General features: G+C 63.7%; 27 protein-coding genes and 1 pseudogene. 15 read left to right on the top strand and 13 right to left on the bottom strand.

Annotated elements, in window-relative coordinates:
* The first annotated feature begins 69 nt into the window (after window positions 1-69).
* Window positions 70-492: a hypothetical protein gene (locus ACRECS_RS13685; RefSeq protein ID WP_431583521.1), complete on the top strand. Its 423-nt coding sequence runs from the start codon at window positions 70-72 to the stop codon at window positions 490-492.
* A 65-nt stretch (window positions 493-557) separates the two neighbouring features.
* A complete protein-coding gene (guaA, locus tag ACRECS_RS13680) occupies window positions 558-2138 on the top strand; it encodes a glutamine-hydrolyzing GMP synthase (protein WP_431583520.1) in 1581 nt (526 codons plus the stop codon).
* Between the two features lie 50 nt (window positions 2139-2188).
* Here the strand turns inward: guaA and ACRECS_RS13675 are convergent, their stop codons facing one another.
* Entirely contained in the window at window positions 2189-2941 is a 753-nt protein-coding gene (locus tag ACRECS_RS13675) for a nuclear transport factor 2 family protein (protein WP_431583519.1), read from the bottom strand.
* Window positions 2942-3029: 88 nt separating this feature from the next.
* Between ACRECS_RS13675 and ACRECS_RS13670 the strand changes: the two genes are divergently transcribed.
* Window positions 3030-3866 (top strand): LysR family transcriptional regulator, encoded by an 837-nt coding sequence (locus tag ACRECS_RS13670; RefSeq protein ID WP_431583518.1) that lies wholly within the window; start codon window positions 3030-3032, stop codon window positions 3864-3866.
* A 31-nt stretch (window positions 3867-3897) separates the two neighbouring features.
* Window positions 3898-4098: pseudogene (locus ACRECS_RS13665) on the top strand (glutamine-hydrolyzing GMP synthase); the annotation flags it as partial.
* 82 nt (window positions 4099-4180) lie between these two features.
* Here ACRECS_RS13665 and ACRECS_RS13660 read toward each other — a convergent pair.
* Window positions 4181-4840 carry a TetR/AcrR family transcriptional regulator gene (locus ACRECS_RS13660; RefSeq protein WP_431583517.1) on the bottom strand — a complete coding sequence of 220 codons (660 nt, stop codon included), beginning with the start codon at window positions 4838-4840 and terminating at the stop codon, window positions 4181-4183.
* A gap of 102 nt (window positions 4841-4942) precedes the next feature.
* On the opposite strand from ACRECS_RS13660, the gene ACRECS_RS13655 reads away from it, so the two are divergent.
* Entirely contained in the window at window positions 4943-5386 is a 444-nt protein-coding gene (locus ACRECS_RS13655) for a hypothetical protein (protein ID WP_431583516.1), read from the top strand.
* A 54-nt stretch (window positions 5387-5440) separates the two neighbouring features.
* Here the strand turns inward: ACRECS_RS13655 and ACRECS_RS13650 are convergent, their stop codons facing one another.
* Window positions 5441-6286: an oxidoreductase gene (locus ACRECS_RS13650; RefSeq protein WP_431583515.1), complete on the bottom strand. Its 846-nt coding sequence runs from the start codon at window positions 6284-6286 to the stop codon at window positions 5441-5443.
* A gap of 48 nt (window positions 6287-6334) precedes the next feature.
* On the opposite strand from ACRECS_RS13650, the gene ACRECS_RS13645 reads away from it, so the two are divergent.
* Both ACRECS_RS13645 and ACRECS_RS13640 read left to right on the top strand, forming a co-directional pair.
* Window positions 6335-6973 carry a TetR/AcrR family transcriptional regulator gene (locus ACRECS_RS13645; protein WP_431583514.1) on the top strand — a complete coding sequence of 213 codons (639 nt, stop codon included), beginning with the start codon at window positions 6335-6337 and terminating at the stop codon, window positions 6971-6973.
* Window positions 6974-7309: 336 nt separating this feature from the next.
* Entirely contained in the window at window positions 7310-7825 is a 516-nt protein-coding gene (locus ACRECS_RS13640; protein ID WP_431583568.1) for a class I SAM-dependent methyltransferase, read from the top strand.
* On the opposite strand, the gene ACRECS_RS13635 is transcribed toward ACRECS_RS13640, so the two are convergent.
* A complete protein-coding gene (locus tag ACRECS_RS13635) occupies window positions 7804-8529 on the bottom strand; it encodes a helix-turn-helix domain-containing protein (protein WP_431583513.1) in 726 nt (241 codons plus the stop codon). The genes ACRECS_RS13640 and ACRECS_RS13635 overlap by 22 nt on opposite strands.
* 137 nt (window positions 8530-8666) lie before the next feature.
* Here ACRECS_RS13635 and ACRECS_RS13630 point away from each other — a divergent pair, with 137 nt between their 5' ends.
* The gene (locus ACRECS_RS13630) at window positions 8667-10037 is read left to right on the top strand and encodes an amidohydrolase family protein (RefSeq protein WP_431583512.1); all 1371 of its coding nucleotides are present in this window, start codon (window positions 8667-8669) and stop codon (window positions 10035-10037) included.
* 4 nt (window positions 10038-10041) lie between these two features.
* On the opposite strand, the gene ACRECS_RS13625 is transcribed toward ACRECS_RS13630, so the two are convergent.
* Window positions 10042-10884, bottom strand: a complete 843-nt coding sequence (locus ACRECS_RS13625; RefSeq protein ID WP_431583511.1) for an SDR family oxidoreductase — start codon at window positions 10882-10884, stop codon at window positions 10042-10044.
* Between the two features lie 90 nt (window positions 10885-10974).
* Between ACRECS_RS13625 and ACRECS_RS13620 the strand changes: the two genes are divergently transcribed.
* Complete coding sequence (locus tag ACRECS_RS13620; protein ID WP_431583510.1) at window positions 10975-11913, top strand: AraC family transcriptional regulator; 939 nt, start codon at window positions 10975-10977, stop codon at window positions 11911-11913.
* Here ACRECS_RS13620 and ACRECS_RS13615 read toward each other — a convergent pair.
* The gene (locus tag ACRECS_RS13615) at window positions 11878-13008 is read right to left on the bottom strand and encodes an aminotransferase class I/II-fold pyridoxal phosphate-dependent enzyme (protein WP_431583509.1); all 1131 of its coding nucleotides are present in this window, start codon (window positions 13006-13008) and stop codon (window positions 11878-11880) included. The two genes, ACRECS_RS13620 and ACRECS_RS13615, sit on opposite strands and share 36 nt — an antisense overlap.
* A 17-nt stretch (window positions 13009-13025) precedes the next feature.
* Window positions 13026-13661 (bottom strand): helix-turn-helix transcriptional regulator, encoded by a 636-nt coding sequence (locus tag ACRECS_RS13610; protein WP_431583508.1) that lies wholly within the window; start codon window positions 13659-13661, stop codon window positions 13026-13028.
* Between the two features lie 114 nt (window positions 13662-13775).
* Here ACRECS_RS13610 and ACRECS_RS13605 point away from each other — a divergent pair, with 114 nt between their 5' ends.
* Genes ACRECS_RS13605 through ACRECS_RS13595 form a run of 3 tightly spaced genes read left to right on the top strand, consistent with a single transcriptional unit; the run spans window position 13776 to window position 15025 of the window.
* The gene (locus ACRECS_RS13605; protein WP_431583507.1) at window positions 13776-14108 is read left to right on the top strand and encodes an ArsR/SmtB family transcription factor; all 333 of its coding nucleotides are present in this window, start codon (window positions 13776-13778) and stop codon (window positions 14106-14108) included.
* Window positions 14101-14565 carry an SRPBCC family protein gene (locus tag ACRECS_RS13600; protein WP_431583506.1) on the top strand — a complete coding sequence of 155 codons (465 nt, stop codon included), beginning with the start codon at window positions 14101-14103 and terminating at the stop codon, window positions 14563-14565. Before ACRECS_RS13605 ends, ACRECS_RS13600 begins: the two co-directional genes overlap by 8 nt.
* Before the next feature lie 43 nt (window positions 14566-14608).
* Window positions 14609-15025, top strand: a complete 417-nt coding sequence (locus ACRECS_RS13595; protein ID WP_431583505.1) for a GFA family protein — start codon at window positions 14609-14611, stop codon at window positions 15023-15025.
* An 8-nt stretch (window positions 15026-15033) separates the two neighbouring features.
* Here ACRECS_RS13595 and ACRECS_RS13590 read toward each other — a convergent pair whose 3' ends face one another.
* Window positions 15034-15933: a LysR family transcriptional regulator gene (locus tag ACRECS_RS13590; RefSeq protein WP_431583504.1), complete on the bottom strand. Its 900-nt coding sequence runs from the start codon at window positions 15931-15933 to the stop codon at window positions 15034-15036.
* A 101-nt stretch (window positions 15934-16034) separates the two neighbouring features.
* Between ACRECS_RS13590 and ACRECS_RS13585 the strand changes: the two genes are divergently transcribed.
* A complete protein-coding gene (locus ACRECS_RS13585; RefSeq protein WP_431583503.1) occupies window positions 16035-17024 on the top strand; it encodes a zinc-dependent alcohol dehydrogenase family protein in 990 nt (329 codons plus the stop codon).
* Between the two features lie 4 nt (window positions 17025-17028).
* Here the strand turns inward: ACRECS_RS13585 and ACRECS_RS13580 are convergent, their stop codons facing one another.
* Window positions 17029-17646, bottom strand: a complete 618-nt coding sequence (locus ACRECS_RS13580) for an NAD(P)H-dependent oxidoreductase (RefSeq protein ID WP_431583502.1) — start codon at window positions 17644-17646, stop codon at window positions 17029-17031.
* A gap of 105 nt (window positions 17647-17751) precedes the next feature.
* On the opposite strand from ACRECS_RS13580, the gene ACRECS_RS13575 reads away from it, so the two are divergent.
* Window positions 17752-18351 (top strand): TetR/AcrR family transcriptional regulator, encoded by a 600-nt coding sequence (locus ACRECS_RS13575; protein ID WP_431583501.1) that lies wholly within the window; start codon window positions 17752-17754, stop codon window positions 18349-18351.
* Here ACRECS_RS13575 and ACRECS_RS13570 read toward each other — a convergent pair.
* On the bottom strand, window positions 18342-18731 hold the full coding sequence (locus ACRECS_RS13570) for a hypothetical protein (protein WP_431583500.1): 390 nt from the start codon (window positions 18729-18731) through the stop codon (window positions 18342-18344). The two genes, ACRECS_RS13575 and ACRECS_RS13570, sit on opposite strands and share 10 nt — an antisense overlap.
* 92 nt (window positions 18732-18823) lie before the next feature.
* Between ACRECS_RS13570 and ACRECS_RS13565 the strand changes: the two genes are divergently transcribed.
* On the top strand, window positions 18824-19432 hold the full coding sequence (locus ACRECS_RS13565) for a TetR/AcrR family transcriptional regulator (RefSeq protein ID WP_431583499.1): 609 nt from the start codon (window positions 18824-18826) through the stop codon (window positions 19430-19432).
* A 497-nt stretch (window positions 19433-19929) separates the two neighbouring features.
* On the opposite strand, the gene ACRECS_RS13560 is transcribed toward ACRECS_RS13565, so the two are convergent.
* The 3 genes from ACRECS_RS13560 to ACRECS_RS13550 form a co-directional block, all read right to left on the bottom strand.
* Window positions 19930-20493, bottom strand: coding sequence for a methylated-DNA--[protein]-cysteine S-methyltransferase (locus ACRECS_RS13560; RefSeq protein WP_431583498.1), 564 nt, complete (start codon window positions 20491-20493; stop codon window positions 19930-19932).
* A gap of 76 nt (window positions 20494-20569) precedes the next feature.
* Complete coding sequence (locus tag ACRECS_RS13555; protein ID WP_431583497.1) at window positions 20570-21976, bottom strand: efflux transporter outer membrane subunit; 1407 nt, start codon at window positions 21974-21976, stop codon at window positions 20570-20572.
* On the bottom strand, window positions 21969-24872 hold the full coding sequence (locus ACRECS_RS13550) for an efflux RND transporter permease subunit (RefSeq protein WP_431583496.1): 2904 nt from the start codon (window positions 24870-24872) through the stop codon (window positions 21969-21971). The genes ACRECS_RS13555 and ACRECS_RS13550 overlap by 8 nt, the downstream gene beginning before the upstream one ends.
* Window positions 24873-25011 lie beyond the last annotated feature (139 nt).

The following is a 25011-nucleotide window of genomic DNA, read 5'->3' as shown; positions in this document are numbered from 1 at the left end:
AGCATCCGCCAACATGGCTATGCTGCGGCTGAACGATCGCGGCGCGTTAAAGAGTAAAGGGCGGCGACGATGCGCAATTTCAGCAAAATTGGTGTGACGTTGGGGCTGGCGGCAATGGCGATCGGCACGGCGCCTGTTCAGGCACAGCGCGGCGGCGAGCGCTCCTCGCCGCGCGAGCCGTATAATGAGGAAGAGGAGGGCCTGTCCGGGGACGAACCTTCCGAGTCCAACGGCGGCAGCGCCAAGGACAATGCGATCACCGAGTGCGTGGCAGCGGCGAAATCCGAAGGTCGCCGCTACGCCCGGATCGCTGAGATCAGCAAGGTCGATTCGGTCAGGCGCGCGGACAATGGCTGGGATATCCGCGGTACGCTGATCCTGCGTAGCCGTTACCGTCACCTCAGCCGCGACGAATATGGCTTTCGCTGCCGGGCCGACGAACAGGGTGTCGAAGACGTATTCCTTGATGACCTGGTCTATGTCGTAGACTGATCCGACCGATCCTCTCTCGTCGGGAGAGGGGTTCACTCCGGCGGCCCATCTGCTATCGGCTCGCCATGACACAGTCTTCGCACAGCCCCGATTCCATCCTGCCCGACTCGATCCTGATCGTCGACTTCGGCAGCCAGGTGACTCAGCTCATCGCGCGCCGCGTGCGCGAAGCGGGGGTCTATAGCGAGATCGCGCCATTCCAGTCTGCCGAAGCGGCGTTCGAACGGATGCAGCCCAGGGGCATCATCCTGTCGGGCAGCCCGGCCTCGGTGCTTGACGCCGACAGCCCGCGCGTGCCGCAGGTCATTCTCGACAGCGGCTTGCCGATCCTCGGCATCTGTTACGGCCAGCAAGTGTTGATGGCGCAGCTCGGCGGTATCGTCACGCTGGGCGACAGCGGTGAGTTCGGCCATGCGGTGATCGAGGTGAGCGACCGTTGCTCGCTGTTCGACGGCCTCTGGGCCGAGGGCGAAAGCCATCAGGTCTGGATGAGCCATGGCGACAAGGTGACAGCGCTCGCTCCGGGCTTCCGCCCGGTCGCGGCGAGCCCCGGCGCACCCTTTGCGGTGATCGCCGACGATGACCGGCGCTATTATGCGATGCAGTTCCATCCCGAGGTGGTGCACACGCCCGATGGCGCGAAGCTGATCGCCAATTTTGCCCGCCATGTCTGCGGCCTGACCGGCGACTGGACGATGGCCGAATTCCGCGCGACCAAGATTGCCGAAATCCGCGCGCAGGTCGGCAAGGGCAGGGTGATCTGCGGCTTGTCCGGCGGCGTCGATTCGGCGGTTGCGGCGGTGCTGATCCATGAGGCGATCGGCGACCAGCTGACGTGCGTATTCGTCGATCACGGCCTGATGCGCTCGGGTGAGGCGGATCAGGTCGTCGGCCTGTTCCGCAACCATTACAATATCCCGCTGGTCCACGTGAACGCCGAGACATTGTTCCTGGGCGGCCTGGCCGGAATCACCGATCCGGAAGCGAAGCGCAAATTCATCGGCGCGACCTTTATCGACGTGTTCGAGGATGAAGCGAGGAAGATCGGCGGCGCGGAGTTCCTTGCGCAGGGCACACTCTATCCCGATGTGATCGAAAGCGTCAGCTTCACCGGTGGCCCGTCAGTGACGATCAAGAGCCATCACAATGTCGGTGGCCTGCCCGAACGCATGAACATGAAGCTCGTCGAGCCGCTGCGCGAGCTGTTCAAGGACGAGGTGCGCGCGCTGGGCCGCGAGCTTGGTCTGACCGAGGCGTTCGTCGGACGGCATCCTTTCCCGGGACCCGGTCTCGCGATCCGCATCCCCGGCGAGGTGACGCGCGAGCGCTGCGACATCCTGCGCAAGGCCGATGCGATCTATCTCGAGGAGATCCGCAATGCCGGGCTCTATGATGCGATCTGGCAGGCCTTTGCCGTGCTGCTGCCAGTACGCACGGTGGGCGTGATGGGCGACGGGCGGACTTATGACTTTGTCCTCGCGCTGCGTGCTGTCACCTCGACCGACGGCATGACCGCGGCTGCCTATCAATTCCCGGGCGACTTTCTGCCGCGCGTGGCGACGCGGATCGTCAACGAGGTCAAGGGCATCAACCGCGTCACCTATGACTATACGTCGAAGCCGCCCGGCACGATCGAGTGGGAATGATCCTTACCCTCCGGCAATATCCGTCTGAAATTTGGTCATACCGTCGCGGCTCAAGGCTTCTCCTTGCTGAAGACCAACGCCATCATGCGCCATCCGTCCGGCGTTCGCATGAGTAGCGCGCGATCGGTCCAGTCACCACTTGCAGACCGGAAGGACCAACGGGCGATGGCGATGTCACCCCGAGACTCTACAATCCGGCTCGTGACGTCGAAGGTATTACCAGACGAGGTACGCTTCCGATCGCGGTAGCGCGCCTGCCATTCCGCGGAGGTAGCGGCTACGAATTCCCCTTCTTCGACCGTCATGATCAACGCGCGCGGATCGATGCTCGTCCCCAGCAAACGATCGTCCCACGTCCGGTCAGCTTCCAGCTTCATGTCTATGACGCGATCCGCGGCCGCACGTCCCGCGCCATCTTCCCGTGCTCCGGCCTGGCAGAGCTTTCCGACGATGCGCCAATCAGCACCGATCCGCGCGAGCAGTAGATAGTCGATGAACAATCTATCGCCTCGCACTGCCTGGACCCGTGCAACCGCCGTTGTTTCGCCGGCATCGAGCCATTCCAGGCGAGTTGATGAGGACGCAGGCCTTGGGGTGCCGGCTAGTCGGGTCTTCCATTGAGCCTGGCTGGTCGCGCTGATGACCCCATTGTTAGTGCAATACATGATGGCGCTCGGCTGAAAGGCGCGCGCGAGGGCAGACGGGCTGCTTGCTTCGATAGCCTCGGCATAGCGTGCCACCGCATCGGCAGGAGCGACGTTCGTGGCTGTTGCTGCAGCAGCTATCAGAAGCGGGATAAACATGGGCGGCTCCTCTCACTTGAGGGCTAGCAGCCAAACTGCTCTTCACAAATTCGTAAATGACGTGCAGATAATTCGCTCAGGATGAACGATGAAACTTGATCTCCGTCGCGCGGCAACATTCCACGCGGTCGCACGCGCGGGCGGTATTACTGCGGCGGCGCGCGCGGAGGGACGGTCGCCACCCGCTGTTCATGCGGAGCTCCGACGGTTCGAGCGCGATGCGGGTGTGGTGCTCACGGAACGAGTGGGTCGGCGGCTTCGACTCACTCCTGAAGGCCGAAGCATTTATGCGGCTATCGATAGCGCTCTCGCCGAGATCGCGCGTGCGACTGAGAGTGTTCTCTCCGGCGTACCGGCCGAACTGCCCCTGCGACTCGGCTGCGTAACGGCATTCGGCCGCTACCGGTTGGCACCATTGCTGCTCGGTTCGATCGAGAAGACGCGCCCGGTGCGACTGCATACGGACAGTCATGATCAACTCCTCGCTAAGCTAAGCGGAGGACAGCTCGATTTCGCCCTGACATACCGCTCCGTTGTTTCAGCGCCGATAGAGAGCCGTGTGATCGCCACCGAAATGCTTTGGCTTGTCGGTGACCTCCCCGAGGATTTATCGCCGGCAGCGCTCAGCCGATTTCCATGCAGCGTTTACGAGGAGCATGAATATGTCTTCGCGCGATGGTTCGACGGTGCGTTTGGCAGGCAACCTAAGGCGCTCCTGCCGTTAGATCGCACCAACGAGCTTGAGGAGGCGCTGCTCTCGGTACGAGCGGGACGCGGTTTCACGATCGCTCCTAAAGAGGCGTGTCTCGCACATGGTCTGCACCCTCAAGGGCCAGAAGTGCCCAACGACATAATCCTGTGCGCTGTCGGGGGGCGATTGCTGTCGGAAGATGCCAAGTGGCTTACCAAACTGGCTGGACAATAGGAGCTGGGAGACTGGCCCTTCGTCTGCGTCGCTTGCCGACGGGCGGACGCACGACTTCGTCCTCGCGCTGCGCGCCGTCACCTCGACTGACGGCATGACGTCGGCCGCCTATCAGTTTCCCGGCGACTTCCTGCCGCGCGTCGCGACGCGGATCGTCAATGAGGTCAGGGGCATCAACCGCGTAACTTATGATTATACCGCGAAGCCGCCGGGCACGATCGAGTGGGAGTAGGGGTAACGACTGCTCCTGAAGACGAAAGGTGCGAAGAGTGTGGCTCGCTCGATGTCAGGCTTAGCCCGCCGCATTCCTGTAATTAGCTGCCAAGCGACGGTGGCGACGCCATCTGGCCGATAAAGAGGCGCAAAGATTTCCGTACGGCGATGGGCGGCGGCTCCGACGGATGCCATTCCGCGAAATGGCCATCGATCACCATCCGGGCCAGGCCGTACACCAGCGCGCGGGCACCGAGTACAAGATGTTCAAAATCCACGTCAGATTGGAGTTGGCCTTGCTGCAGCGCCTGCGTGAGCAGTTCAACCATCCTGCTGCGGATTGCCTCGTTCTGGGCGCGAAGACTGTCTGATCCGTTGAAATCGATCAGCGTGCGGGAACTGATGATCTGGAAATGCGTGGGGTTGGCAATCGCCCATTGCAGATAACCCTGGCCAATTGCCTCAAAGGCGGCGATCGGATCTGCGCTGCCGACCTTGGATTGCGCGTCGGCAACGGCCTTCGTCAGCCGGTCCATGGCCTGTTCGGCGACTGCTGTCAGCAATGCCGTTTTCGACCGAAAATGCCGAAAAGGCGCACCAGGCGAGACCCCGGCCCGTTTGGCAGCCTCCCGTACCGAGACATATTCCACGCCACGCTCTTCAATGATCTCAACGGTCGCGTTGATCAAAGCCTCGACCAGATTGCCATGATGGTAAGGCTTGGAGTGGCCTGATTCCTCTGCGCCGCTTTTTCTGGTCATGCCGGCAAACTAGCATGGTGCTGCGATGTAATCACCGATTATTTCCTTGCGCGCGAGTCTTTCAAGATGTAATCGCTGATTACATACTCAATGGAGGTTGCCATGTTTCGCATCGCCGCGATCGGTCTGGCATTTGCCGCATTTCCCCACGCATCCGCACAAGCCCAGGACCGGCCAACGCTTGAAATACTCTGGCCAAGGGCCGGCTCGGCTATTGAACTCGGTGCCGATCCGGAAAAAGCGGTCGGCGTGATCGTAAGGAGCAACTTCACGCTGCTCCCGGCGGGCCGGTGCGGAGACAATCGTCAATGCGGCCATGTTCACATGAAGATCGATCCGAACGGAGACACCTGCAATATCCCCGGCAAGCCCTATAACAGTATGAACAGCGACGTTGGCGGTGATCTTATCAAGGCTCGCTTTGGCCATTGCCCAAGCCCCGCCGGGCAACATGTGATTGGCGTCTTACTCGCAGATGATCACCACCGGCCCATTCTCGTGGACGGCAAACCTATTACCGCCCTTGTGACTGTGACAACAAAATAGGGCTATGCGAAAGAGCAGGCGCGCAGGCCGTGCGAAGGCCGCTGACCGTCTCGTTCATGCGGGGAAATTGGTAGAGCGGGAGAGTGCGTCCCAATCACCCATTTCATCCCTTATTTGCTCGAGCTTCTGTTCCACCAGGCCCATAGCGTCATCACCGAGAAACAGCCGCGCTGGCGGGTTTTTCGCCTCGATAAGGGCAAGCACCGCTTGAGCGGCCTTTGCCGGATCGCCGGGCTGGTAGCCGTTCTTCGCCGTTCGGGCTGCGCGGATCGGGTCCATGACATCGTCATAATCGGCGATGCTGCGCGGTGTGCGGTCCATCGATCGGCCGGCCCAATCCGTCCGAAATTGTCCCGGTGCGAGCGCTGTCACGCGGATGCCGAAAGAGGCGACTTCCTTGCCGAGCGACTCCGAAATGCCTTCCAGTGCGAACTTGCTGCCGCAATAGAAGCTGATCCCCGGCATTGTGATGAAGCCGCCCATCGAGGTTACGTTGATGATGTGGCCACGGCGGCGCTCACGCATGCCGGGCAGGACGGCTTTGATCATCGCCACAGGGCCGAACACGTTGGCGGCAAATTGCCGGTGCAGATCCTCCATCGAGGATTCCTCCAGCACGCCTTCATGCCCGTAACCGGCATTGTTCACGAGCACGTCGATCGTGCCCATGCGCCGCTCCGCCGCCGCCACGGCGTCCGGGACAGCATCATAAGCGGTCACGTCGAGCATGACGGGATGCGCGAGGTCAGGTGCGAGCGCAGCGAAGGCGTCGGCGTCGCCCGCTCGCCGCACTGTACCGATCACGCGATGCCCGGCCTCGATCGCCGCTTGTGCGAAGGCTCGGCCGAGGCCGGAACTGACACCGGTAATGAGCAATGTCCTGGGTACGACAGTCGACATCGGGTAACTCCATCTTGCGAATGATATATATCATGATATATTTACGGCATGATGTCAGACAAGAGTGTTTCGAGATCCGTCAGGGGTGAACCGGTTCGCCAGCGCGTACTGGACGCCGCCGAACGTCTGTTGCGGCAGGGCAAGGCGGATTTTTCCATGCGAGACCTTGCGGCTGAGGCCGGCGTCAGTTTCGCCACGCCGTTTAACCGGTTCGGCAGCAAGATCGCCATCATGCACGCGCTCTCGGCGCGGCGCATTGCCTCGATGGAGGCGCGGCTGAGCAGCGCCGCCCTGACCGGTGACGCGATCGATCGGATATTCTTCACTGCTGAAATCGCGGCGTCGGTGATGTTGCTGGAGCCGGTGGTGAACCGGGCTGTCATGGGATCGCTCGGCGCGCCCGGCTCCGCACCGGGCGCCGTCATGGAACAGTCCGCGCGGCTCTGGTCGGCGGCGCTCGATCGTGGCGAGGGTCTGGCCGATGCCTGGCGGAGTCGGGGACTCGCGATCTTGCCGGCGCAACTCGCGTTCGGATTTCGGGGGATCCTGTCCTTCTGGACTGCGGGCGAATTGACGGACACCGATCTCGCGCCAGCGGCCAGACGCATGGTTGCGACGCTGATGCTCGGCTTTGCGGATCGACGCCGACGACCGGCATTGATCGAAGCGGTCTCGCCTATCTTTTGAATAAGTGTTTGATATATAACATATTATATGGGCTCCCCATCGGGCAGCGGCGAACAAGATATGGAACAATAGGTGTCCCATATCTCCCTCTACCCCTCCCTGCAGTCCGAACACTGGCGAAACGTTCAAGACCTACGCGCCTCGGATGTGGGACTTTCCGAGGCCGCAGTTCATGCGGCGCGGAGGAATATCATGGATGCCGATCAGAAATTCGTACCGGCCCTGGGCAAATCAAGCCTGACGGGCAGTTACGACCGAGTGGTTGCGGTGATGAGCCGCGAGCGTCGCTGGCGATCGGCGTTCATGGACTTGATAGGGCCCTAGCATGGGGACTCGATCGTCGATTTCGGTGCCGGAACCGGGACCCTTTGTATTGGGCTGAAGCAGCGCGCAGCCGATTGCCGGCTCGTCGGCATCGACCCGGATCCCCAAGTGCTCGCAATCGCCAGGGCCAAGGCCGAAGCGTCAGGAATGACGATCGACTGGCGTCAGGCCATGGGCGACCGGGCCGGAGAGGTCATAGCGGACGGATCAGCGACCAAGGTGGTCTCGAGCCTGGTTCTCCATCACTGCGATCTTCCGATGAAGCAGAATATGCTTCGCGCCATGGCCAGCGCCCTGCAACCCGGAGGCCGCCTGTTCATCGCCGATTATGGACGGCAACGCACGCTGAGGATGAGGGCCGCGTTTCTGCTGGTACAGGCGGTCGATGGTTTCACGACAACCGGCCAGAATGCTCGGGGGATCTTGCCCGAGCTGATCGCTGACGCCGGTTTCATTCAGGTTGCGGAGGATCTGGTCGTTCCGACGCCGACGGGGTCGATCTCGCTTTATACCGCGCGCAAGCCATGAGCTTTGCGCAATGAGGTGGCCGCCACGCGCGGTGTGATGCCGAAAAATCGCCCCATGATCCTGGTCAGATGCGCCTGGTCGCTGAAGCCCGCCTCGGCGGCAGCGTCGGCCAGTGATTGGCCCGTCGCGATGATGGCGGCCGCCTTTGCAAGCATGCGCCACTGACGCCATTGGGCGAGCGGCGCGGCCAGCGCCTCGGCTGCCAGTGCGCGCAGGCACGATACCGAAACGCCGGCCGTCAAGGCTGCGCGGCCGATGGCGCCCGACCCGCCCGGATTTTCCGCGAGTGCCGTCAGGACTCGGGCGAGACGATCGTCGAACACGCGGTGCGGACACGCGTCTGTCAAGCGGCGCATTGCCGCCGCGACGTCTTCGCCTGCCCGAAATTCGTGCGCGAGATCCGCTGGAGCCTGGAAGATATCGTCGTCGATCGTTGCCGACTGCCACGCCTGGCCGGCCCGGCTGTCGACCTCCACGAAAACGCATCGGACCCCGCCCGGGGCAGGAAGGAGCCGGTGGCGTGCCCCGGCGCGCACCAGAATGGCGGGGGCCATGACCGTGCCACGATCGCCGGCGATGGCAACCGGCTCTTTCAGGCCGATCGCCAGCTGAATGGCGAGATGGCGATGTGGCCTGGAATCGGCGGTCGGCCCCTCATAGGCCGCCCAGCCGTCGCCAAGCCTTGTTTCCCCGTCCCAATCCATAAGGCCCCTCTAGATATGCGAGCGAGGAGCAGCAAATGTTGAAGCCGCTGTCGCGGCGCGCTGTCGGTAGTGGCAACCGCAGACGGTCTTGCGTAGGCTGAGCGCCGCGACCAATCGAAAGCAGTCTTATGCGTTGTATGAAGCTCCTTGGCCTGGCGATCGCGCTGTTCCTGCCGGCGAACGCGCGTGCCGATGCGCCCGGGACGGATGTCATTGCCTTCATCCACGTCAATGTGCTGCCAATGGACCGCGAACGGGTCCTGCGCGATCAGACCGTTATCGTCGAAGTGGCGACAATCAAGGCGATCGGTCCTGAGCTGAAGCCGCCCGCCGGGGCGAGGATCATCGATGGGCACAAAACGGCCTATCTGTCGCCGGGGCTGGCCGACATGCATATCCATTCGGATACGCGCAACGACCTGGCCATGTATCTTGCAAGCGGCGTGACGACGGTGTTGCACATGGGGGGCGCTCGCGCGGGTTTTGTCGATACGATCGTACCCGAAGCGAATGGCGGCAAGATCCCGGCGCCGCAAGTCTATACCGGCTTCCTGGTCGACGGGACGACGGCTTATAATGCATTCGTCATCAAGACGCCTGACGAAGCGCGCGCGATTGTCGGTCTGGCCAAGACCAATGGCTATGATTTCATCAAGGTCTATGTCGGCCTGACACCGGATGTTTATGAAGCACTGGCCGCAGAGGCGCTGAAGCAGAATATCCCGCTGGTGGGGCATGGGGTCTATGCGGTTCGGCTCGACCGGCAGCTGGCGGCAGGCCAGGCGATGGTCGCTCATGCCGAAGAATTCTTTTACTCATACTTCACGCCCGCGGGTGTGAAGGAGAAGGATGCGCCGCCGTCGCTGTCCCGGATCCCCGAGGCCGTGGCGCTCGTACAGCGCTATAAGCCAGCCATTACCGCCGACCTGCTGACCTATGGAACGATCACGAGATTGATTGGGCATCCCGAGACGCTGGCGCCGATCATGAGTCGTCCGGAGATCGCATATCTGACGCCGGCGGATCGGATGGCGTGGCGCAAGAGCGATTATTTCACCAAGACCGTCAATCTGAATGCGAAATTCGCCTTTCTGCAGCGCTTCGTGAAGGCGCTTGCGGATGGCGGGGTCGAGCTGATCGCCGGGACCGATGCCCCGACGATCCCAGGACTGTTCCCGGGACGCTCATCGCATGATGCATTGGATGCGCTCGAAACTGCCGGGCTGTCGCGCTTCCAGGCACTGTCCACCGCCACCCGCGCGCCGGGTGCTTTCATCCACAGGACCAAGGGCGGCAGACGCTTCGGCATTGTCGCGCCGGGCTATGCTGCCGACCTGATCCTGTCGGACTCCAATCCCTTGGACGATCTGGCGACATTGCGGACGCCCATCGGTGTGATGGCGCAAGGGAGATGGCGCGATGCCGCGTCGCTGGACAAGATTCGCGAGGATGTCCGCACGTCCTATGAAGCCATCATCTCTCCCAGCAAGAATGCCGCAGCGCGCTAGGCGATCAACTGCTGACGCGGGACTGAACATGGGGACCGAACATATCCCGCATCCTCGCCAGATAATGTTCCTCCGAGGTCGTCCAGCGCAGATCGGCAAGAAGCTTGGTGTCTGCACCGGCCAGATAGCGGATCCTTACGCTGTCGTCGGTCGCTGCTGCGAAACTCGCCTCGGCCACTTCGGCTTCCGAGCAATAGGCGGTCGGATAATTGGCCATTTGGGCGAAACAAGCTTGCGCGAACGGCTCATACTCCGCTGGGATCAGGCCCTGCATGCGCGGGCCGCCATTGGCGGTGAAGTTGGTGGTCGGGGCATAGCCCGGCTCGACCAGCCGTGCCTTGATGCCGAACGGATCCAGTTCATAGGCCAGCGATTCGGTGAACCCCTCCACTGCCGACTTGCTGGCGGTGTAGATCGCCACCAGTGGCATGACGCCGAGCGTACAGCTCGACGTGACGTTGATGATGGTGCCGTGTCCCTGCCTGCGCATCTGCCGAATGATCGCGCGGCACGTGGCGAACACGCCGAAGCTGTTGGTCTCGAAAATCTCGCGGATTGTGCTGTCCGGTGTAGCCTCGACGACTGAGGCCATGCCGATCCCGGCATTGTTGACCAGCACGTCGATCGCGCCAAACGCCTCGACGCCCGCGGCGATTGCCGTATCGATGCTGCCGCTGTCTGTGACGTCGAGCGGCAGGACCTTCAGCCGAGCCGAAGATGTCGCGAACACGCCCGGATCCGGGCGCCGCATCGTCGCGATGACATTCCATCCACGATCGAGAAAAAGCTCCGCGATCGCCTTGCCATAGCCCGACGACGTGCCGGTGATGAGAATCGTCCTGGTCATTGCTGTCTCCGTTTCTTCTGGCGTCAGGATAGACAGAGTTCTGGGACGGTATATAATTGGAGATCCATAAATTATTATCGATCGTCCAAAATGGATCCGCTCAGCGACATCATCTCCTTGCTTCGTCCGCACACGGTGCTTTCCAAGCCGATCACCGGGCGTGGGGATTGGGGTGTCCGCTATGCCGCCTATCGGCAGCCGGGATTCGCTATCGTTCTTGACGGGCAATGCTGGCTCGCGATCGACAAGGCGCCGCCGGTGCTGCTGGCGCGGGGCGATTTCGTGCTGCTGCCGTCCACGCCGGCCTTTGCGATGTTCAGCCGGCCGGGTGTCGATTGCGTCGCCGGTACGCCGTCAGACACCGAAGTTCGCCACGGCGACCCGGAAGGCGAATCCGATTTCCGGATGCTTGGTGGCGCGTTTCAGATCGAGCCGGTCAATGCGCCATTGCTGCTCGCGCTGCTGCCGGGGATCATCCATGTCCGTGCGGCCAATGGCGGTACGGGGCGGCTGTCGCGCGTCATCGACTTGATCATGGAGGAATGCAGGGCGGACCGGCCGGGCCGGGACATGATCCTGGCGCGGCTGCTGGAAATCATGCTGGTGGAATGTCTGCGCTGGCAGGGCATCGATGGAGATAGCCTGCCAGCCGGGTTGCTGGCGGGCATGCGGGACCCGGCTCTGGCCAAGGTTCTGGGTGCGATCCATGCCGATGTTCGGGCCGGATGGACGGTGGGTGACCTCGCACAACTGGCCGGCATGTCGCGCTCGGCCTTTGCGGTCCGCTTCGTCGAAACGCTTGGCTGCGCGCCGATCGAATATCTTGCGCGCTGGCGCATGGCCTTGGCGCAGGATGCCCTGAGCCGCGGTGGAAAGCCGCTCGATCGCCTGGCCGAAGAGATTGGCTATGAGTCCGCCAGTGCCTTCAGCACCGCGTTTCGCCGGCGGATCGGTGTTTCGCCAGGTGCGTTCGCCCGATCGCGTCGAACCGGATCAGAGCTGGGCAAGATGGCCGCGAAAGGCGGCTAGGCCTTCCGGGAGGCCAGCGCGGCCGAAGCCGATACGGAAACGATCGGTTGGCGTCGGTCCCAGATCGGATCGGTAGATGCTCGATGGCAGCACCAGCACGCCGGCTTCCTCGACCAGCTTGGTGGCGAAGGCATCGACTGACCCGGGACCGGTCCAGCGCGGATAGCCGACGCAGCCGCCATCGGGGCGGGTCCAGTCGAACAGGTGCCGGTGATCGTCGAAAAAGGCGTCGAACAGGGCGAGATTGTCGCGCACCAGCGCGTTGTTGCGGGCGAGGATGCGGTCTCGCGCGCGCAAGCCGATGACCGCCAGGCGTTCGCTTGGTCCCGAATTGCAGATCGACAGATAATGCTTCATCCGCTCCAGGCGGACCAGCAGGTCGCGGTCGGCACAGGCGATCCACCCGATACGCAGGCCGGGCAGGCCATAGGCCTTCGACATCACGTTGAGCGACAGGCCGCGTTCGTACAGGTCGGCGACCTGAGGCAAATGCCGGTCGCTATCGGGGCCGAGCAGGCGATAGACTTCATCGCTGAACAGCCAGATGCCGTGCCGGCGGCAGAGCGCGATCAACCCGTCGAGCGTGTCGCGTGCGATGATGCGGCCGGTCGGGTTATGCGGGAAATTGATCGAGATGAGCTTTGTGTTCGGTCGGATCGCCGCGGCGACCCGGTCGAGGTCGAGATTCCAGCCGCTCGCCGGATCGAGCGGTACGCCGGTCACGGCACAGATCGAGAGCGGGACGGTCTCGGCCGCCTGATAATTGGGAGTCACCACGATCGCATGGTCGTCGCGCGCGAGCAGGACATTGGCCGCGACGTAAAGCCCTTCCTCGGCACCGGCGAAGCACAGAATATCGTCGGCCGCGCGGACGTCATAGGTCCGCGCGATCTCGGCGCGCAGGTCGGGCGCGCCGAACGTCTCGGTATAGCCGAGCCACATCGCATCAAACGCGGCCACATCCTGCGGATCCGCCAGGTCGAGCAGCTCGCGCAGCGTCATGCTCTGCGCATCCGAAGCAGTGAGATGGAAGCGCGCCCTGAATTCCCATTTGGAGAAATAGGTTTCGAGGCGGAAATCCTGCAGGGCGGGCATTGTCGATCCTCGATTGGCTAGCGGCACGATGTCGGGGCGGGCGCAGTGTCGCGTGCGGCCTTCAGCGCCTTGTAGAGTGTGGCACGCGACAGGTTCAGCAGCTGCGCGATGTATGGCACGGCGGTGCGCACATCGAACAATCCCCGACCGTCGAGTTCGCCGATCAACGTCAGGCGCTGGTCGGCGCTCAGCGCACCGGGCGTGGCGCCGCGTATCGAGACGAAATGCCCGACCAGCTCATTGGCCTCTTCCCGCCAGTCGCGATGGAAAAGGGCGGCGGGGCGTTCGGCGGTTTCCTGGTAGGAGAGAAAGTCTCGCGTCAACGCCCGAAGCGTCTCGAGCATCGAGATATCGACATTGATGCACAGCAGACCAATTGGCCGCTTATCCTTGCCGGGAAGAACGGCAGTGATCGATTTCAGCTTCCGGCCATCCCAATTGGTTTTGAGATAGGGGCCGATGACCGGTCGGTCGAGGATCTCGATGTCACTCAGGTCAGTCAGGGAATCGCCCAACGGTGCCCGGCCGGACAAGCCTCCCGCGACATGATGCACGGTTCCTTTGGCCAGATCGTGGATGACCGCCTCGACATGCGGTTGGAAAACCATGGCGATCGCATTGGCGACGGGAATGAACGAATCCAGATTGGGCATTGAGCGGCGGTATAACGGTTGAGACAAACTGTCTATTAGGAAGACGGAATGTATTATCGGTGGAGGAAACAAATTAGTATTGACTAATCAATTAGCATTCACTAATTGGTTGGCATGACTGAAGCCGCCTCCATCGACGCCATCATGCGCACGCTCGCCGACCCAACCCGGCGTGCCGTGTTCGAACGTGTCGTCAGCACCGACGAGATCAGCGTCGCTGAACTGACTGAAGGCAGCGGCGTAACGCAGGGCGCGATCTCGCAGCATCTCAAGTCGCTGAAGCTGGCCGGCCTGGTGGTCGAGCGGCCGGAAGGGCGGAAAGTCTTTTATCGCGCTCAGCCCGACGGGCTCGCGCCGCTGGCCGAATGGATGCGCCATTACGGCGTCTTCTGGCGCGAGCGCTTCACCAATCTCCGCACGCTTTTGAAGGAAATCGATGATGAGTGACATTTTGCAGAAATCCGACACGCAGGAGATCGTGGTCGACGAGGTTTTTCCGCATCCGCCGGAAAAACTGTGGAAGACCCTGGCCAGTGGCGACCTGATGGGCCGCTGGCTGATGGTGCCGACCGGGTTCGAGCCGGTGAAGGGCACCCAGTTCACGTTTCAGACCACGCCGGCCGGTGCGTGGGATGGTCTTATCCGCTGCGAAGTGCTGGCGGCGATTCCCAACGAATGCCTCGTCTTTGCCTGGAAGGGCGGGGATGAAGGCAATAGCGGCTATGGATCGAAGCTCGATACCGTGGTGTCGCTGACACTGTCGCAAGCGGAGGGTGGGACGCGGCTTCGTCTGGTCCATTCCGGCTTTGTGACGCCGAAGAACGACTCCGCTTTCGCCAGCATGAGCAATGGCTGGAAGGGCGTGATCCGCAATGTCGGCGCGATCGCGGGCGAGCCGGAATAAGCGCCGACCCGGCGCACCCAAGATCCACCCCAGGAGAGAAAAGATGAGCGACGCCTATACCGGCGGCTGCGCGTGCGGCGCGGTTCGTTATGAAATCTCGGCCGAGCCGATGGTATCGAACCATTGCCAGTGCCGCGACTGCCAGCGCAAGAGCGGGACCGGGCACGGATCCTATCTGACCTTCGCCCAGCGCGATGATGTGACGCTCGCCGGCGAAGCGGCGCACTGGGATATCGTGGGCGACAGCGGCAATGTGAAGACGCGCAGCTTCTGCCCAACCTGCGGCTCGCCGGTCTATCTGACCTTCTCGGCCATGCCCGACTTCTTCACGATCCACGCCGCGAGCCTTGATGACCCGAGCCGGTACGTGCCGCAAATGGTGACCTATGCCGTCCGCGGGCATGTCTGGGATCAACTCGATCCGGCGCTGCCGACGTTCGACAAGATGCCGCCGATGTGAGCCGTCTTTCAGGCCGTAACGCCGGGTAAGGCAGCCGCCAGCGCGTCGACGGCCAGGCGGACCTTCAGCGGCAGATGCGGAGTCTGCAGCCATAGCGCATGGCAATCATACGGAAATTCCGGCTGTTCCGGCAAAAGCTGAACCAGCGTGCCGGCGCGGATGCGGTCGCGCACCAGCCAGGAGGGCAGCCAGGCCAGCCCCATGCCGATGACCGCCGCATCGGCGATGGCGTCGAGGTCGTCGAGCTGCAGCCGGCCGGCCGGCATGATCTCGACCGGCGGCTGATCGCCTTGCGGAAACAGCCAGGGGCGGACCCGGCCCGAGCGGCGATAGATGATCGCGGCGTGACTGCCGAGCTCGTCCAGCCGCTGTGGCGTGCCATGCTGGTCGAGATAGGATGGCGATGCGCACACGATCATGCGCTGGCGCGCGACGCGGCGGGCGATTAATCCCGCCTTGTCCTCCAGCTCGCCGGTGCGGATAGCGAGATCATATTCGTCCTCCGCAAGGTCGGCGAAGCGGTCGTTCATCGACAGATCGAGCTCCAGCGCCGGATAGCGCCGCGCAAGGTCCAGCAGGATCGGCGCGACGCAGCGCCGCCCGAAATGGACCGGCATGGTGACGCGCAGCTTGCCGCGCGGTTCGGACAGCTGGTCGGCCGCCAGCGCATCCGCGGCCTCTGCCTCGGCGAGGATCATGCGGCAGCGCTCATAATAAGCGCGTCCGAACTCGGTCAGATTCTGGCGGCGCGTGGTGCGGTTGAGAAGGCGCACGCCAAGCCGCTCTTCGAGAAACCGGACATGCTTGCCGACCATTGGCCCGGACAGATCCAGCGCATCGGCCACGGCAGCGAACGAGCCAAGATCGACCGCTTTGACGAACACCGCCATGCTGGTGAGTCGATCCATATTCGGAACCCCTGGTTACTACTGTTGAGCTTTAGCCACCATTTATCCAATCATGCTCCCATATCATATCCAATTCAGTTCATCTGATTTGGAGTTGCCCAATGGCGCGCGTGGTTCGCTTTCACGAATATGGTGGTCCCGAGGTGCTGCGGATCGAGACTGCCGATATCCCCGCGCCCGGCCCGGGCGAAGTGCAGATCCGCGTCAGGGCGCTGGGCCTCAACCGCGCCGAGGCGCTGATGCGCGCGGGCACCTATATCGAATCCCCGACATTGCCGTCCGGTCTCGGCCTCGAAGCGGCAGGGGTGGTTGAGCGGGTCGGGGAGGGCGTCGAGGGAGTCGCGCCCGGCGATGCCGTCAGCGTCATCCCGCCCGTGTCGATGGTGCGCTGGCCGGCTTATGGTGAGGTGATCACCTATCCGGCCAACCTTGTCGTCAAGCATCCGTCATCGCTGGGCTGGGAAGAGGCGGCGGCGGTGTGGATGGCTTATCTTACCGCCTATGGCGCACTGATCGACATCGCCAAACTCGGCTGCGGGGAGTTTGTCGTGATCACCGCGGCGTCGAGCAGCGTCGGGATCGCCGCGATCCAGATTGCCAATCGGGTTGGCGCCACCGCCATTGCGGTCACACGGACATCCGCCAAAAGACAGGCCCTGATCGACGTCGGGGCGGCGCATGTCATCGCTGCTGCCGAGGAGGATCTGGAGGCCCGTCTGAGGGAGATCGTCGGCCCCGGGGGAGCAAGGGTCGTGTTCGACCCGGTCGGCGGGCCGATATTCGAACCGCTGACGGTGGCGATGTCACCGGGCGGGATCCTCCTCGAATATGGCGGCCTGAGCTCGGAGCCGACCCCGTTCCCGCTGTTCACCGTGCTGGGCAAAAGCCTGACGCTGCGCGGGTATCTGGTTCACGAGATCCTTGGCGATCCGGCGCGCCTCGCGGCGGCCAAGGCGTTCATTCTCGATGGCCTGGCATCGGGGGCGTTCAGGCCGGTCATCGCCAGGATCTTCGCGTTCGACGAGATCGTCGAGGCGCATCGCTATCTCGAATCGAACGCGCAGTTCGGCAAGATCGTCGTGACGATCTGACCGGTCAGGCTGCCCTGGCCGTACTGTGTTCGGGCAGATCGAACAGCGTGCGGCCAATGGCGCGCGCGACGTTGAGATGGGCCAGAGGATCGCTCGTTTCCGAATCGAGCAGCAGCTCCGAGGTCACCACGCGGGCGCCGCAATAGTCGAAGATCCCGTGGTCAATCTGGGTCGCCATCGCGTCGGCATAGCCGTGCCGGCCATAGGTTCCCGTATCGGCGCCCCCGACGCCGATGAGGTGAACGCGCAGGCGGCCGAGTTTCTTCTCGAGTGGCTGGTCCAGGTTGAAGTCGAACGCCCAGCCATTGGCGAATACCCGGTCGATCCAGCCCTTGAGCAGCGCCGGCATCGACCACCAATAAACCGGAAAGACCAGCACCAGCGCATCGGCACGATCGATCCGCGCCTGCTCCGCCGCGACATCGGCAGGGGGCGGCGCTTCGCGGCGATGTACCGCGAGATCGGCCGCGGTGAAGCGCGGATCGAACCCTTCCGCCATCAGGTCGGCGATGTCGACCGAGTGATCAGGGCCGGACAGCGTCACACCCTGCGCGACATGCGCGGCGACACTGTGGCTGAGCGAACCCGGATCGGGATGAGCGACGACGATGAGCGCGTGCATGACGGATACTCCTGCTTGCCGATCGCAGGCGACCGGTCTAGTGTAATATACCTTTAGTAAGTTACCGTTGGTATATTATCAATGCCAAGCAATCAGGCTGGAGAATTGGCTGCCGATGCGCCCCGGCGGCGTTTGTCGCGCGAAGACCGGCATCGCCAGCTGCTCGACACGGCGTGGCGGCTGATCAGCGATGAAGGGACCGAGGCGCTGACACTTGGCCGGCTTGCCGAGCAATCCGGCGTCACCAAGCCGGTGGTCTATGACCATTTCGGCACGCGTGGCGGGTTGCTCGCGGCGCTTTACCGCGAATTCGATGCGCGCCAGACGGCATTGATGGATGCCGCGCTTGCCGCCAGCGAGCCGAGCCTGAGGAGCAAGGCGGCGGTGATTGCATCGTCCTATGTCGAATGCGTGCTGCTGCAGGGGCGGGAGATCCCCGGCGTGATCGCGGCGCTGGCCAGTTCGCCCGAACTCGAGCGGATCAAGCGCGATTACGAGGTCGGTTTCATCGAGAAGTGCCGGATCGTCCTCGCGCCCTTCGGCGGCACCGGAACCATCGCCTTGCCAGGCCTGTGGGCGATGCTCGGTGCGGCCGAGGCGCTGTCCCATGCCGCGGTGACCGGGGAGATCAGCGCGGCTCAGGCGCGGGACGAGCTGTTCGAAACGATCGTTGCGATGGTCGTAAGAAACGCGCGTCAGGCGTAACGCGACGCGGCCATCGATATTGTCGTGACCGCAAGCAAGATGGCCGCGAGCCGGCAGGCCGCCGTGATGCGCGACCGCGCGGCCGGATCACCACCCTCGGCCTTGCGCAAGGCCCTGACCGCCGAACCGACGCCGAACCCCTGCACGGCAGCGGCGACGAGTGCACAGACGGCGCCGACCGCCAGCCAGGTTTCCGCCGTCCCGAACGTTCCTTGATGCACGCTGTGCCAGAGATAGATGCCCGACAGGACGGCGACGGTCGCCGCGCCCATTTGCGGGCGGAACAGCTGCTCGGCCCCGACGCCCCCGCTGCGCGCCAGCGTGAAGGTGGAACCCGCCCAGAAGACGGCGGCGAGAATGTGAAGGGACAAAGCTATCATCAGAATTTGCTGCATGTCATGACTCCGCTTGGGCTGTGGCTCGTGCTTAAATTATCTATACAGTGTGTATAGTAGAATTCCAAGAGGCAGCAATGTCGACGCGTTCCTATGTCAGTTTGGTGCGGACCGCGGCGGCGGCCGAGAAGCGCGACCGTGTGATCGAGGCTGCGGCCGGCTTGTTGCGTGAAGAATCGGGCGTGGCCGGCTTCTCACTGGAGGCGGTGGCCAAGGTGGCGGGGGTGACGCGGTTGACCGTCTATCATCAGTTCGGGTCACGACGCGGGCTGCTGGAGGCCGTGTTCGACGAGATTGCGCAACGCGGGCGGCTGTCCCGGTTGCGGGAGGTCAGGACCGATGCTGATCCCAGGCGCGGGCTCAATCAGCTGATCGGGATTTTCTGCGAATTCTGGAGCGGCGATCCCGCGGTTGCGCGGCTGCAGGATGCGGCCGTGCTTGATGCCGAATTCGATCAGATACTGACCGAGCGCCATGGCCGCCGACGGAAATCGTTAGAAATACTCGTCTCGCGCATCGCGCCCGCTGCGTCTGCCGAGATGCAATGCGAGACGGTCGATCTGATTTTCGCGCTGACCAGCTTCGCCATGTTCCGGATGCTCATCCCGGCGCGATCGGCTGAGGCGGTCCGTACGCTGATCGAGGATATGGCCGGCGCAGCGATTGATCGCATTGCACCAAACTGATCAGGCGCGAGAGCCTGGCACGATGGTGCCGCGGCAATGCTGTTTTTTTTCCGACAATAAGAAAGAGCGTGCCGGTTCAGTCCGGCAAGAGATGAGATGCCCGATCCTGTGTCGTGGTTGAATCGCCGACGGTGACGGCGCTGCCGGGACGGGCCTGAAGGGGCGGCGGTGAGAGATATGGGACACCGGTTCCGGCATATCCGTCCGTCGCTGCGAAACTGCAGGATCGGGCAGAAAGAGGTGGGCGGTGAGAGATATGGGACACCGGTTGTGCCGTATCTTTTCGCCGCCGCGTCACTGCATGACCGGGCAGAAAAGGGGGTGGGCGGCGAGAGATATGGGACACCGGTTGTGCCATATCTTTTCGTCGCCGTTCGGCTGAACGTGCTAGTAATATCATTATATATCAATTAGTTAATGATATCTCACCCGCGTATGTCGCGAAGGACCTCTCGCTCATGAAGTCGGCAGAGGCGCGCAACCTGGGTGGGAGATGGCTAGAGATCGAATGATTGCTGCGCCGGCGGCGGCGGCCCGAGATGCACGCCCTCCAGCTCAAGCATGTGCGCTTTCGCCACCGAGCCGCCCGGCGCCGAGAAGCCGCCGACCTTGCCGCCTGCCGCCAGCACGCGGTGGCACGGGATGATCAGCGGCACCGGATTTCGCGCCATCGCCTGACCGACATCGCGCGCGGCCTCCGGCCCGGCGCCAAGCTCTTTCGCCAGCGTGCCATAAGTGGTCGTCTCGCCCCAGCCGACCTGCCGCGCGGCGGCATAGATTTGCTCGAAGAACGTCTCCTGCTCGCCGATGTCGAGCGTGACGCCGGAAAAGTCGATTTCCTCGCCCTCGAAATAGCGCTTCACCGCGGCGACCAGATCGAGCAGTTTCGGCGAGGCGATGCCGCGTTCGGCACGGGGGAGGCGGCGCAGCAGATTGCGCTCGGTTGCCTCCGCACTGGAGTCCGGGAGCTGGAAGCGGGTGATGCCGACCTGATTCCACGCAATGCCGCAATAGCCGGCGGCGGTTGCGAAGATCAGATAATGATGCCCATTCCCGTCCATGACCGGCTCCCGCGGCGCTGATGTCCGTTCACGGTTCGTACGCCATGCCTGACGTGTCAAGCCCGGCGCGCGATCGTCAGCCCGCCGGGGCCTGCCAGCCTCCGCCCAGTGCCTTGAACAGATCGACCCGTGCCGAGCTCAGTTGCTGGGTGGATTGCGCCAGCGCCGCGCGCGCGTCGATCAGGTCGCGCTGCGAGACCAGGCTGTCCAGCAGCGAGATCGATCCCGACCGATAGCGCGCTTCGGCCATGCGATAGGCATTCTCCGCCCGGGTCCTGGCCTCCACCAGCGCGCGGTTGCGGTCGCCTTCGGCAGCATAGCTGGCCAGTGCCTGTTCGGTTTCCTTGAGCGCGGTCAGCACCGTGCCGTCAAAGGCGGCGAGCGAGGCGTCGCCCTGCGCCTTTGCCTGGGCGATGCGCGACCGCGCGACGGTCATGTTGGGAAAGCTCCAGGACAGGAGTGGCCCAAGCGAGAAGGAGAAGGAATTGCTGCCCTTCACATCGTCATTGCGGAAGAAATTGCCCGATCCGCCCAGCGTGACTCGCGGGAACAGGTCGGCGGTGGCGACCCCGATCCGCGCGGTGTCGCCGGCCAGCCGTCGTTCGGCCTCGCGAACGTCCGGGCGGCGCCGCAGCAATGCCGCGCCGTCACCGACCGGCAGGGCGGCGATCGGCGTCGGCACCTGAACACAGGCGGCGGCCGCCGCCGGAATGCCCGACGGTGTTTCGCCCATCAATGCGGCGAGTTCGAACAAAGCGACGCGGCGCCGGCCCTCGAACGGTGCGATCGCCGCGCGGGCGTTGGCGGCCGTGGTTGCCGAACGCTCGACATCGAATTTGCCGACTGACCCGGCCTTTTCCTGCGCCGTCACCACGCGCAGGCCGTCCTCGGCAGTCTTGAGCGAAGCGCGGGCGATCGCGGCGGCATCGCCATAGGCACAGGCATCGAGATAGGCGCGGGTGGTTTCCGCGGCGATGGTGGCCCGCACGCTGTCGCGCACCGCCTCGATCGCCTGGGCATCGGCGCGGGCCGCCTCGATCGTGCGGCCGACCCGGCCGAACAGATCGGCCTCCCACGCAACCGACAGGCCGGCATTGTAGGAGAATTGCTCGCTTTGCTGCCCACCGCCTGCCTGACCGCCACCGCCCTGGATGGCGTCGCCATAGGAAACGCCGCCCGAGACATTGGTGCCCGGCAGGCGTGCCGATCGCGCTTCGCCGAGGATCGCCCGCGCCCGCGCCAGATTGGCGACCGCGACGCGCAAATCGGTGTTCGCCGCAAAGGCCTGGCGGATCAGGCCGTCAAGCACCGGATCATTGTAGAGCCGCCACCAGTCATCGGGCAGCGCTGCGCCGGCATCGACCCCGGCGGGACTGGTGACGAACGGCCCGGCGGCGGCCACCGGCGATGGCGGCGCGATATAATGGGGGCCGACCGCGCAGGCCGCCGTCAGCAGCGGCAGCATCAGGATCAACTTACGCATGGGCCACCTCCGCTGCCGCCAGTTCGCGCTCGCGCGCACTTATCGCCTCGGCACGGTGATCGCGCGCGATCAGGCTGTAGACCGTCGGCAGGACGAACAGCGTGAACAAGGTGCCGATCAGCATGCCCATCACCACCACGATCCCGATCGCGAAGCGGCTCGCCGCGCCGGCGCCGGTGGCGAACAGCAGCGGCAACAGGCCGGCGACCATTGCCGCCGTGGTCATCAGCACCGGCCGCATCCGGACCGCGGCGGCGCGGCGGATCGCGGCGACCCGGTCGAGCCCGTCATGCTTCTGGATCTCGTTGGCGAAGGTCACCATCAGGATGCCGTGTTTCGAGATCAGGCCGATCAGCGTGACCAGGCCGATCTGGGTATAGATGTTGAGCGTGGCATAGCCGAGATAGAGCGGCACCAGCGCACCGCATACCGCCAGCGGCACGGTGACCAGGATGACCAGCGGGTCGCGGAAGCTTTCGAACTGCGCGGCGAGCACCAGGAAGATCACCACCAGCGCGAAGGCGAAGGAGATGGTCAGCCGGTTGCCCTCGGTGACGTACTGGCGGCTGTCGGCGAGCCAGTCGACCGTCGCGCCGGGCGGCAGTTCCTGTGATTTCAGGAAGGCGACCGCCTGGCCCATGGTCACGCCGGGCGCGAGCACGGCAGACAAGGTCGCCGCATTCATCTGGTTGAACTGCGGCAGCATATTGGCCTGGGGCCGCATATCGACGCGCACCACGGTCGAGAGCGGGACCAGCGTGCCCGACGCCGCCTTGACGTAAAAGCGGCCCAGGCTGTCGGGGGTCAGGCGCTGCCCCTGTGGCACCTGAGTGATCACGTCATAGGAGCGGTCGTGCCAGTTGAAGCGGTTGGTGTAATTCTCGCCGACCAGCACGGCGAGCGTGTCGGCGATCGCCTCCATCGTCACGCCGACCTGGCCGGCCTTGGCGCGATCGATCGTGATGCGCGCCTCCGGGCTGTCAAAGGCGAGATCGCTGTCGACAAAGGCGAACAGCCCGCTGCCCCAGGCCGCGCCCTTGATCTTCTCCAGCGCGCCGTAGAGTGCCGGGAATTCGTCGGACGAGCGCAGTACCATCTGCACCGGCAAGCCGCCGCTCGAGGCGGGCAGGGGGGCGGGCTGGAACGCGGTCGCGTAAATGCCGGTGATGGCCGAGCCTTGCGCATTGAGCTTCGCCTGCACGGTATCGGCATTTTCGGCGCGGTCGCTCCATTCCTTGAGGATCACGCCGCCAAAGCCGTTATTGACGCTGCTGCCGCCATTGTCGAACCAGCTGCTGACATAGTCGGGGAGGGCGCGGAACAGGCGTTCGACATCCGCGGTGTAGCGCGAGGTGTACTCGATATTGGCATATTGCGGCGCCTTGGTCGCGACGAAGACATAGCCCTGGTCCTCCTGCGGTGCGAGTTCGCGCTGCGCGCCGGTGAACAGGACGACGATCGCCACCAGCACCGCGGCACCGACTGCCAGCACCGCCGGCCGTGCGGCAAGGGTGCGGCCGAGCAACCGGTCATAGCCCTGAGTCACGCGGCTCATGCGGTGCTCGATCGCCTGGGCGAAGCGGCCTTCGGCCAGTTTTCCGTGCAGCAGCCATGAGCTCATCATCGGCGACAGAGTCAGTGCGACCACACCGGAGACGATCACCGCGCCGGCCAGCGTGAAGGCGAATTCGCGGAACAGCGCGCCGGTCAGGCCGCCCATCAGGCCGATCGGCGTATAGACCGCAGCGAGCGTGATGGTCATCGCGATCACCGGCGTGACGATCTCGCGCGCGCCGACCAGGGCCGCCTGCACCGGCGACAGGCCTTCCTCGATATGGCGGTGGATATTCTCCACCACCACGATCGCGTCATCGACCACCAGCCCGATCGCCAGCACCATCGCGAGCAAGGTCAGCAGATTGAGCGAGAAGCCGAAGGCGAGCATCAGCGCCGCCGTGCCGACCAGCGACAAGGGGATGGTGAGCACCGGGATGATCACCGCGCGGACCGAGCCGAGGAACAGGAAGATCACGATCACCACGATCACGATCGCCTCGATCAGCGTGTGCGTGACCTCATCGATCGCCGCATTGACGAAATGCGCGACGTCGAACTGGCTGAACACTTTCAATCCCGGGGGCGCGACACGCTGTACGCCGGGGATCAGCGCGTTCACCGCCTTGACGATCTCCAGCGGATTGGCGTCGGGGGTGGGCGAGATCGCGATCGTCACCGACCGGTGCCCGCTAGTGACCGATTTGCTGTCGTAATTCTGCCCGCCAAGCTCGACCGTCGCGACATCGCCAAGCCGGACCGGGCCGGTCGGGGTGCTCTTGACCACCAAGGCGCGGAAATCCTCGATCCCGGTCAGGTCAGTGCCCGCGGTGATGTTGACCGCGGTGTCGGCGCCCTTGAGCTGGCCGGGCGCGGCCTGGACATTGTTCGCCCGGAGCGCCGCCGAGATATCGCTCGCCGACAGGCCGCGCGCGGCGAGCCGGCCGGGATCGACCCAGATGCGCATTGCCAGCGTCTGCCCGCCGCCGATTTCGGCCGAGGCGACGCCGGGCACGGCAGTGATCTGCGGCTGGGCGATGCGGGTGGCGAAATCGGTGATCTGCGGAATGGTCAGCGTGTCGCTGACGAACGCCACATATTGGATGCCCGACGCGCCATCGGTGATCTTGGTGATCACCGGGTCGTTGGCGCCGGTCGGCAGCCGGTATTTGACCTGCTGGATCTTGGCCAGCACCTCGGTCATCGAGCGGTCGGCATTGGCGTTGAGCACCAGCTTGGCCTGGATATGGCTCTTGCCCTGAGTCGAGGTGGAGGTGAGATATTCGATGCCGTTGGCGGTCGCGATCGCCTGCGCGATCGGGGTGGTGACGAAGCCCTGCATCACGTCCTGAGTTGATGGGGTGGATGCCCCCTTCGCCCGGCATCGTATGATGCCTGACCGGCGCGACAGTGCGCTGGAGAAGGAGGAGCACATGACTGACGTTCACATTCTCGCGATCGATCTTGCCAAGCGCAGCTTC

The sequence above is a fragment of the Sphingomonas sp. genome, assembly GCF_050725575.1.
Taxonomy (GTDB): Bacteria; Pseudomonadota; Alphaproteobacteria; order Sphingomonadales; family Sphingomonadaceae; genus Sphingomonas.
The sequence above is the reverse complement of the archived record's forward strand: the minus strand, read 5'-3'. Positions and strand labels throughout refer to the sequence as shown.